Source organism: Hydrogenophaga sp., assembly GCF_028698005.1.
In the GTDB taxonomy this organism is placed as follows: domain Bacteria; phylum Pseudomonadota; class Gammaproteobacteria; order Burkholderiales; family Burkholderiaceae_C; genus Hydrogenophaga.
The window spans coordinates 1-8,361 of sequence record NZ_JAQVEJ010000128.1 but is presented as its reverse complement, the minus strand read 5'-3'; the positions used below and the strand labels follow the sequence as shown (position 1 = coordinate 8,361).

Annotated in this window: 9 protein-coding genes; 4 read left to right on the top strand and 5 right to left on the bottom strand. The window is 68.0% G+C overall.

Going from position 1 to position 8,361, the window contains the following annotated elements; translation table 11 throughout:
• Window positions 1-438: transposase (locus PHQ87_RS12105; protein WP_300234579.1), on the top strand; the 438-nt coding region annotated here is incomplete at its 5' end.
• Between the two features lie 39 nt (window positions 439-477).
• On the opposite strand, the gene PHQ87_RS12100 is transcribed toward PHQ87_RS12105, so the two are convergent.
• Window positions 478-1,998: a CapA family protein gene (locus PHQ87_RS12100; protein WP_300234576.1), complete on the bottom strand. Its 1,521-nt coding sequence runs from the start codon at window positions 1,996-1,998 to the stop codon at window positions 478-480.
• Window positions 1,999-2,174: 176 nt separating this feature from the next.
• On the opposite strand from PHQ87_RS12100, the gene ftsY reads away from it, so the two are divergent.
• Window positions 2,175-3,299 carry a signal recognition particle-docking protein FtsY gene (ftsY, locus tag PHQ87_RS12095; RefSeq protein WP_300234573.1) on the top strand — a complete coding sequence of 375 codons (1,125 nt, stop codon included), beginning with the start codon at window positions 2,175-2,177 and terminating at the stop codon, window positions 3,297-3,299.
• Between the two features lie 5 nt (window positions 3,300-3,304).
• Here the strand turns inward: ftsY and phhA are convergent, their stop codons facing one another.
• Window positions 3,305-4,198: a phenylalanine 4-monooxygenase gene (phhA, locus tag PHQ87_RS12090; protein WP_300234570.1), complete on the bottom strand. Its 894-nt coding sequence runs from the start codon at window positions 4,196-4,198 to the stop codon at window positions 3,305-3,307.
• Between the two features lie 8 nt (window positions 4,199-4,206).
• Complete coding sequence (locus PHQ87_RS12085; RefSeq protein ID WP_300234568.1) at window positions 4,207-4,506, bottom strand: 4a-hydroxytetrahydrobiopterin dehydratase; 300 nt, start codon at window positions 4,504-4,506, stop codon at window positions 4,207-4,209.
• 166 nt (window positions 4,507-4,672) lie between these two features.
• Between PHQ87_RS12085 and PHQ87_RS12080 the strand changes: the two genes are divergently transcribed.
• Window positions 4,673-5,608: a lysylphosphatidylglycerol synthase transmembrane domain-containing protein gene (locus tag PHQ87_RS12080; protein ID WP_300234566.1), complete on the top strand. Its 936-nt coding sequence runs from the start codon at window positions 4,673-4,675 to the stop codon at window positions 5,606-5,608.
• Between the two features lie 6 nt (window positions 5,609-5,614).
• On the opposite strand, the gene PHQ87_RS12075 is transcribed toward PHQ87_RS12080, so the two are convergent.
• A complete protein-coding gene (locus PHQ87_RS12075) occupies window positions 5,615-6,082 on the bottom strand; it encodes an RT0821/Lpp0805 family surface protein (RefSeq protein ID WP_300234563.1) in 468 nt (155 codons plus the stop codon).
• Window positions 6,083-6,219: 137 nt separating this feature from the next.
• Window positions 6,220-7,386, bottom strand: coding sequence for an acyl-CoA dehydrogenase family protein (locus PHQ87_RS12070; RefSeq protein WP_300234560.1), 1,167 nt, complete (start codon window positions 7,384-7,386; stop codon window positions 6,220-6,222).
• A gap of 110 nt (window positions 7,387-7,496) precedes the next feature.
• Between PHQ87_RS12070 and PHQ87_RS12065 the strand changes: the two genes are divergently transcribed.
• The coding region (locus PHQ87_RS12065; protein ID WP_300234558.1) for an acetyl-CoA C-acyltransferase at window positions 7,497-8,361 on the top strand (865 nt) is incomplete at its 3' end.

Below are 8,361 nucleotides of genomic sequence, written 5' to 3'. Positions count from 1 at the left end.
CACGCGATGGTGTGTATCGAGGATTTGCAGGTACGGAACATGTCCAGGTCAGCGGCAGGTACTACCGAACAACCGGGACGAAACGTTCGGGCCAAGTCCGGCCTGAACAAGTCCATCCTCGATCAAGGCTGGTTCGAGTTCCGCCGCCAACTGGATTACAAGCTGGCGTGGCAAGGCGGCTGGCTGGTTGCAGTGCCGCCACAGAACACGAGCCGTTCCTGTCCGTGCTGCGGCCATGTGTCTGCCGACAACCGGCAGACGCAAGCCCGATTTGCGTGTGTGGAATGTGGCTTCGAGGAAAACGCCGATGTGGTCGGCGCGATCAATGTGCTAAGGGCGGGACACGCCCGGTTCGCCTGTGAAGTGAGCGATGCAGTAGGGTCGCCAGCAGCAGGAACCCACCGAAGCGACTCAGGGGCGGCTCAATGCCGCCCCTGAGCGCCGTAGGAATCTCCGGCCTTCAGGCCGGGGAGGATGTCAAGGCGCGTTCGCCCGTGTGCGCGTCACCCCCCGGGTGGGCGGCATCGATACCGCAATGGTCAGCGGCAGCGGCACCCAGGCAAGCCGCTGCCCGGCCCTGACCAACCTGACGGCCAGGCCCAGCGTGGTGCTGCGCAAGCGGTTGAGCGCTGGGGGACGCAAGCCATAGTGGTCACGGTAGATGATGCCGGCCCGCCAGCGCGATGTGGGCAGCATCCAGTCGCACGGATCGTGGTCGGAGGCAGCCCCCCAGGCCAGCGGCGGTCCGCCATCATCCTGCGCGATGGCCCGCACCTCTATGCGCCAGTCGTCCGCCACCGGCGCGGACAGGGTCCAGAATGTCTCGACGACGATCATGCCGCGGCGCTCCAGCACCTGAGGGGTGGCGCGCGCACCGAGCAGCGTCAGTGGCCCCAGCATGCGTGGCGGCGTCAGTTCAGCGTCGGCTGGCAGCGAATCCACGACCCAGTCCGCCTCGGGAACCGTCTCCACCCCGTGGCCCAAAGGCAGCCGCCGTGCCTTCACGCCAGGGCTCGCGGCCAGCTTGAGGATGGCGGTGCCATCCTCTTGCGGCTCGAACACGGCACCCAGGCGTCGGCTCTTGCCGATGAAGCGCGCTGCGGCGGCCTGGGCTTCCTCGCCCGTTCGCACCCGTGTTCGCCCGAAACCCACCTGCAACGGCGTGAAAACGACCTGTTCGATCCCTGCCGCGCCCACGTGCAGCGAGAACAGGCCGCCGTCATCGTCGTCGCGCGTGAGGGCATCGAACAGCAGATCACCCGCATCATGAATGATGGGCCGGCCCTGGTAGATCTCCACGCCCTGCACCACATGCGCGGATGCGCCGAGCACGGCGTCGGCCCCTGCGTCCACCAGGGCATGTGCCAGCGCAATGGCATCGGATTCGGGTTCAGCGACGAAATTGCGGCCGGCATGCACGGCCACCAGCACGACATCGGCAAACTGGCGCGCGTAGGCCAGACGCGGTGCCATCACGTCGGTCCAACGGGTCGGATCGTCTGGCGGCAAGTAGGCCTGCCCCGGCGTGGCGGAGCCGGCCGCAGTGAAGCGCTGCGTCGCATCCACCGAGAAAACGGCCACCACATAGGGCCCGGCGCGGCGGAAGACCGGTGCGAAGGCCTGTTTCGCGTTCGCCCCCGCACCAGCCGCGCCGATGCCTGCCGCCGCCAGCCAGCGCTCCTGGTCCATCAGGGCCTCCGGCCCGTAGTCACCGCTGTGGTTGTTGGCGGTCGTCACCACGTCCACGCCCGCCTCGCGCAGCACACCCAGCATCTCGGGCCGGGCACGGAAGTAGTACGGTCCCGCCTCGCCCTTGCGGATGCCCAGGCGCCCGATCCGCGAGACGACACACTCCAGGTTCACGATCGCGAGGTCGGCCTCGCGCAGCGCCGGGACATCGAGCACCGGCCCTTGGCCTGACGCCGCGCAGTAATGCAGGCGCCGGCCCAGGTTCACGTCGCCACCCCACGCGATGACCGCCTGACCCGATGCTTTCATACCTTGCCTGCCCTTTCCTTGGGATACCGTGTTCCCGGCCATTGTGCCCGCACCCCACGATCTGCCCGCCCCTCCGAGCGCCGGGGCGATTAGACTCCCGGGATGGCCCGACCTGGCCGACACCCCGCAACCGGCAGGGTGTGCGGCGCTGTGCCTTCCCTTCACCAGAGTCCACGATGTTTTCGTTCTTCCGTCGCAAGGCCGCTGCTCCGGCGCCGGCCCCAGCTCCCGCACCCCAGCCCGCACCGGCCCCCAGCGCCCCTGCGCTCGCCCCCGAGGTACCCGCACCCGCCGCAAGCCCCTCACCCGCGCCACAGACGCCGGCGCCCGCCGCCCCTGCACCCACCCCTGCACCCACCCCTGCACCTGCTCCGGCCCGCCAGGGCTGGCTCGATCGCCTCAAGAGCGGGCTGCGCAAGACCGGCGCCAGCATCGCCACCGTGTTCACGGGCGCGCAGATCGACGACACGCTCTACGAAGAGCTGGAAACCGCGCTGCTCATGGCCGACACCGGTGTCAAGGCCACCGAACACCTGCTCGCCGACCTGAAAAAGCGCGTCAAGAATGCCAAAGTCACCGACCCGGCGGCCGTCAAATCCCTGCTGGCCGACGCCATTGCCGAACTGCTGACCCCCTTGCAAAAGCCGCTGGTCATCGGCGAGCACCAGCCCACCGTGATCATGGTGGCCGGCGTCAATGGCGCGGGCAAGACCACCTCCATCGGCAAGCTCACGCGCCACCTGGCCAACGAGGGCGCCAGCGTGCTGCTGGCCGCCGCCGACACCTTCCGTGCGGCCGCGCGCGAGCAGCTGGCCGCCTGGGCCGACCGCGCCGAGGCCAGCCCCGAGCTGGCCGGCCAGGCGGTGGAAATCGTCACCCAGCAGGGGGGCGATCCGGCCGCCGTCAGCTTCGACGCCGTGACCGCCGGCAAGGCGCGCGGCAAGGATGTGGTGCTGGTGGACACCGCCGGGCGCCTGCCCACGCAACTGCACCTGATGGAAGAGCTGCGCAAGATCAAGCGCGTGGTACAGAAGGCAGACGCCACCGCACCGCACGAGGTGCTGCTGGTCATCGACGGCAACACGGGCCAGAACGCGCTCGCCCAGGTCCGTGCCTTCGACGATACCCTGCAGCTCACGGGCCTGATCATCACCAAGCTCGATGGCACCGCCAAGGGCGGCGTCATCTGTGCCATCGCCATGGAGCGGCCGGTGCCGGTCTACTTCATCGGGGTGGGTGAAAAGCTCGAAGACCTCGAAACCTTCGATGCCCGGGAGTTCGCGCAGGCCTTGCTGGCCTGACCCGGTCAGCGCCGGCCGGCGCGCTGGCGGTGGTAGCTGCCGTCGCCGCGCGTGAACACCTCATCCCCGGCCAGCACGTCCCCGGGCTGCAGGACCTGCGCCGCCCGGGCCTGCTCATACAGCGGCGCGAAGTCGATGCGCGTGAATTCCAGCAATTCGTCCAGATCGCGGATGACAAAGTAGGTTTCCTGGAAGTCGTCGATGCGGTACGCGGTGCGCATCACGCGTCCGATGTCGAAGCGCAGGCGGTTCGGCGACGGGCTGTCCAGGCAGAACTGCGACTCGGTGTAGGACGAGGCAATGCCCGCGCCGTACAGCCGCAGGCCCTCGTCGCCCTGGCGCAGCAGGCCGAACTCGACCGTGTACCAGTACACCCGCGCCAGTTGTGGCAGACTGCCCAGCGACTGCGCGCGCAGCCCGCCCTGCCCATAGGCCTGGATGAAGTCGGCGATGGCCGGGTTCATGAGCATGGGTATGTGGCCGAACACATCGTGGAACACGTCGGGCTCTTCCAGGTAGTCCAGCTCCTGCGCACCGCGGATGAAGTTGCCCGCCGGGAAGCGCCGGTTCGCCAGGTGGTCGAAAAAGACATCGTCGGGCACCAGGCCCGGCACCGCCACCACCTGCCAGCCGGTGCGCTTCATCAGCACATCCGACAGGCGCCGGAAATCGGGAATCTGCTCGGCCCCGATGGGCAGGTCCTTCATGCCCTGCACAAACGCGTCGCAGGCCCGACCGGGCAGCAGTCTGATCTGCCGCTCGAACAAGGTCCTCCATATCGCATGGTCGGCGGCGCTGTAGTGCGCCCAGCCCTGGTCGATGGTCCAGTCGGGACGCTCGGGCCGCCCCGGCTCACCGGCTGCCAGGCCGTGCAGTGTCTTCTCCTTGACCGCGTTCATGGCCGCCCTCACGTGCGCGGCGCACCATAGGCGGCGTCGGCCAGGGCCGCCCAGTCGGCATCGCGCTGCGACAGGCCGCCGGCGTCGTGTGTGCTCAGCGTCACGTCCACACGGTTGTAGACATTGAACCATTCGGGATGGTGGTTCATGGCCTCGGACACCAACGCCATCTGGGCCATGAAACCGAACGCCTGGGCAAAATCGTCGAAGATGAACCGGCGGTGTGCGCTGCCCCGTTCCAGGTCCAGGGCCCACTCGGGGCAATCGGCAAAGGCGGCACGCGCCATGTCGGCGCTCAAAGCTTGCATCGTTGTCTCCTGCTGTCGTGGCTGACCGGTGGATGCCGGCCTGATCAGGTAAGCAGTTTCCTCCAGGAGGAGCGCAATTTGCACCCATAATGCGCTCGAATCGGCCATCCTGTCGAGCCTTTCCTGCGGGTAAGCCCAAGAATACGGCGAATCCCTGCACCCCACCATGCCCTCCCCGTCCACGGCGCTGCGCGCACTCGCCCTTGTCCTGTTGCTGGCCGCGCTGGGCTGGCTGGTCTGGGCGCGCCCCGACGACCTCGCCGCCATCCCGGGCCATCTGGCCCGCCTGCCAGCAAAAGCCTGGCTGGGTGTGTTCGCCCTCACGCTGCTCAGTTATGCCCTGCGCTTTCTGCGCTGGCATCTGCTGCTGACCCACCTGGGCCACCGCATACCGCTGGGACGGCAGGCCCTGATCTACCTGGCGGGGTTCGGGCTGGCCATGACACCGGGCAAGCTTGGCGAAACCGTGCGCAGCGCCTACCTGGTCCCGCTGGGGGTCCCCCTGGGCCATAGCCTGGCCGCGTTCTTCACCGAGCGGCTGGCCGACCTGCTGATCGTCAGCCTGCTGGCCAGCCTGGCGCTGGCGCCTCTGCTGGCCCACCCGGTCTGGTTCGGCGTGGTCTGGGCCGGCCTGCTGGCACTGCTCGCCCTGCTGCGCTCGCGCCTCCTGCCTGGTCTGGCCCGCCGGCTGGGCCGCGGCACGCTGGCGCACACGGCCGATGGCGGCGCCCACGCCCTGCACCACCTGCTGCGCGGCCGGATGCTGTGCCTGTCGCTGCTGCTGGGCGGGCTGGCCTGGGCCGGCCAGGGCCTCGGGCTCTGGCTGCTGCTGGCCACAGGCGGTGTCGCCCCGCCGCCGTGGCCCACCGTGGGCAGCTACGCCCTGTCGCTGCTGGCCGGTGCCCTGTCCTTCGTCCCCGGCGGACTGGGCGTGACCGAGGGCACCTTGCTGTGGTTGCTGCAGCAGCAAGGCATGGGCATCACCCAAGCCGCCACGGCGGCCCTGATTGGCCGCGGTGTGCCCCTGTGGCTGGGCATGCTGGCAGGCCTGGTGGCCCTGGCCGTGCTGGGCAGCAGCCGCCGACTCGGCACGCGCCCCTGAGCCCCCTCAGTTCACCACACGCCAGCTGCCATCGGGCTGCCGGCACGCTGTGCCGTACACCGTGTCCGGCTGGCCACCCACCACGGCACGCATGGTGTATTCCCGGCATGGCGCACCGGCCTGCTCATAGGTCCGCGTCGGTGTCACGACGTATTCGTTGCGGGTGTCCGGATTGACCCAGCCCGTGGCCTGCCCGGTGCGCGACGTCTCCAGCACCTGGGCCGTGCGCATGCGGTCTCCATGGTCCATCGACCGGCCCACATTGGCACCGATGTTGGCACCGATCAGCGCCCCCACGATCGTTGCCACGGTGCGGCCGGTACCACCGCCCACCTGCGATCCCACGGCCCCGCCCAGTACCCCGCCAATGACGGTACCCGAGGTTTCATTGGGGCCTCCCACCGCGCCACAGCCGGCCAAAGCCAGCGCGAGCGTGGTGGACATCAGCGTCAAGCGAAAACGGGATGTATGCATGGTTCCTCCTGGGGGACGATCAAACCGGTGGCCACCAGCCCGGGCGGGCACGGCCATTCACCCTCATCTGATCACGCCAACCTGCAGACGTTCCGCATCATTTTGTATCCGCCAATGGAAACCCGATGTCCGGCCGCTCAGCGGCCGCCCAGTCCCATTCCGCGCGAGATCACTTCCTTCATGATCTCGTTGGTGCCGCCATAGATGCGCTGCACGCGTGCGTCGGCGTAGGCACGGGTGATGGGGTATTCCCACATGTAGCCGTAGCCACCATGCAATTGGACACACTCGTCCATCACCTTGCACTGCAGGTCGGAGCACCAGTACTTGGCCATGCTCGCGGTGGCCGTGTCCAGCCGGTCCTCGTTGATGAGTTCGCAGCACTTGTCCACGAACACGCGCGCCACCTGCACCTCGGTCTGCAGCTCGGCCAGCTTGTAACGGGTATTCTGGTAGTTGGCCACGGGCTGGCCGAAGACCTTGCGGTCCTTGACGTACTGCACGGTCCAGTCGATCGCCGCCTGCGCCGAGGCCACCGCCCCGATGGCGATCTGCAGCCGCTCCCAGGGCAACTGCTCCATCAGGCAGATGAAGCCGCGACCTTCGTAGCCAGCACCGCCAAGCAGGTTCTCGGCCGGCACCTGGACGTTGTCGAAGAACAGTTCCGAGGTGTCCTGCGCCTTCATGCCCATTTTCTTCAGGCGCTTGCCCTTTTCGAAACCGGGCATGCCGCGCTCGACCAGCAGCAGGCTGGTGCCCTTGGCGCCGGCCGCGGGGTCGGTCTTGGCCACCACGATCACCAGATCGGCGTGCCAGCCATTGGTGATGAAGGTCTTGCTGCCATTGAGCACGTAGTGCGAGCCATCGGCGCTCTTGATGGCCGTCGTCTTGACGCCCTGCAGATCACTGCCGGCCGCCGGCTCGCTCATCGCGATGGCGCCCACCATCTCGCCGCTGGCCAGCCTGGGCAGGTACTTGCGTTTCTGTTCCTCGGTGCCGTAGTGCAGGATGTAGGGCGCCACGATTTCGCTGTGCAGGCTGTAGCCGATGCCACTGACGCCGGCGCGCGCGATCTCCTCCATCTGCGCCACCGAGTAGAGCTTGTCGGCCCCGGCACCGCCGTATTCCTCCGGCATCGACATGCACAGGAACCCGTTCTCGCCCGCCTTGCGCCAGACTTCGCGGTCCACATAACCCTGCTCCTCCCAGGCGTCATGAAACGGTGAGATCTCCTTCTCGACAAAGCGGCGGAAGCTGTCGCGGAAGGCTTCGTGGTCGGCGTTGAACAGGCTGCGTTCGATCATGGGTGTCACCTTTCGGACGAGGGTGGATGATTTATACAAAGCAAATGCTTGGCAAAAGTCTATACTGATCCGCTTGTTTCGACCATCGGCACAGTTCCCCAGGAGACACCATGAGCCAAGCCTTCATTTACGACGCCATCCGCACCCCGCGCGGCAAGGGCAAGAAGGACGGCAGCCTCTATGAGGTCAAACCGATCAACCTGCTCGCGGGCCTGCTGGCCGAACTGCAGCGGCGCAACGACCTGGACACCGCCGCGGTGGACGACGTGGTCATGGGTGTGGTCTCGCCCGTGGGCGAACAGGGGTCGGTCATCGCCAAGGTGGCCGCCCTCAAGGCCGGCTGGGACTGGCAGTGCGCGGGCGTGCAGCTCAACCGCTTCTGCGCCTCGGGCCTGGAGGCGGTGAACATGGCCGCCATGAAGGTGCGCAGCGGCTGGGAGGAGCTGGTCGTGGCCGGCGGTGTGGAAAGCATGAGCCGCGTGCCGATCGGCGCCGACGGCGGCGCCTGGGCGCAGGACCCGGAAACCAACAGCGCCACGCTGTTCGTGCCACAGGGCATCGGCGCCGACCTGATCGCCACCCTGAACGGCTTCTCGCGCCAGGACGTGGATGCCTTCGCGCTGGAATCCCAAAGGCGCGCCACCGCCGCGCGCGCGGCCGGCCACTTCGAGCGCTCCGTCGTGCCGGTCAGGGATGCTCTGGGCCAGGTGATCCTGGCACAGGACGAGTTCATCAAGCCGAACACCACGCTCGCGGGGCTGGCGGCGCTCAAACCGTCGTTCGCCGAGCTAGGCGCGCTGGGCTTCGACGCCGTGGCGCTGCAGCGCTACCCGCAAGTCGAGCACATTGACCACGTCCACCATGCCGGCAACTCGTCGGGCATCGTCGACGGCGCCGCCGCGGTGCTGATCGGCTCCGAGGCAGCGGGCAGGACGCACGGTTTCACGCCGCGCGCGCGCATCGTCGCGGCGGCCC

Excerpts from the sequence above, each read along its gene's own strand:
- PHQ87_RS12075 (WP_300234563.1), bottom strand. The coding sequence starts at position 6,082 with ATGCATACATCCCGTTTTCGCTTGACGCTGATGTCCACCACGCTCGCG.
- PHQ87_RS12100 (WP_300234576.1), bottom strand. The coding sequence starts at position 1,998 with ATGAAAGCATCGGGTCAGGCGGTCATCGCGTGGGGTGGCGACGTGAAC.
- PHQ87_RS12080 (WP_300234566.1), top strand. The coding sequence starts at position 4,673 with ATGCCCTCCCCGTCCACGGCGCTGCGCGCACTCGCCCTTGTCCTGTTG.
- PHQ87_RS12070 (WP_300234560.1), bottom strand. The coding sequence starts at position 7,386 with ATGATCGAACGCAGCCTGTTCAACGCCGACCACGAAGCCTTCCGCGAC.
- PHQ87_RS12085 (WP_300234568.1), bottom strand. The coding sequence starts at position 4,506 with ATGCAAGCTTTGAGCGCCGACATGGCGCGTGCCGCCTTTGCCGATTGC.
- phhA (WP_300234570.1), bottom strand. The coding sequence starts at position 4,198 with ATGAACGCGGTCAAGGAGAAGACACTGCACGGCCTGGCAGCCGGTGAG.
- ftsY (WP_300234573.1), top strand. The coding sequence starts at position 2,175 with ATGTTTTCGTTCTTCCGTCGCAAGGCCGCTGCTCCGGCGCCGGCCCCA.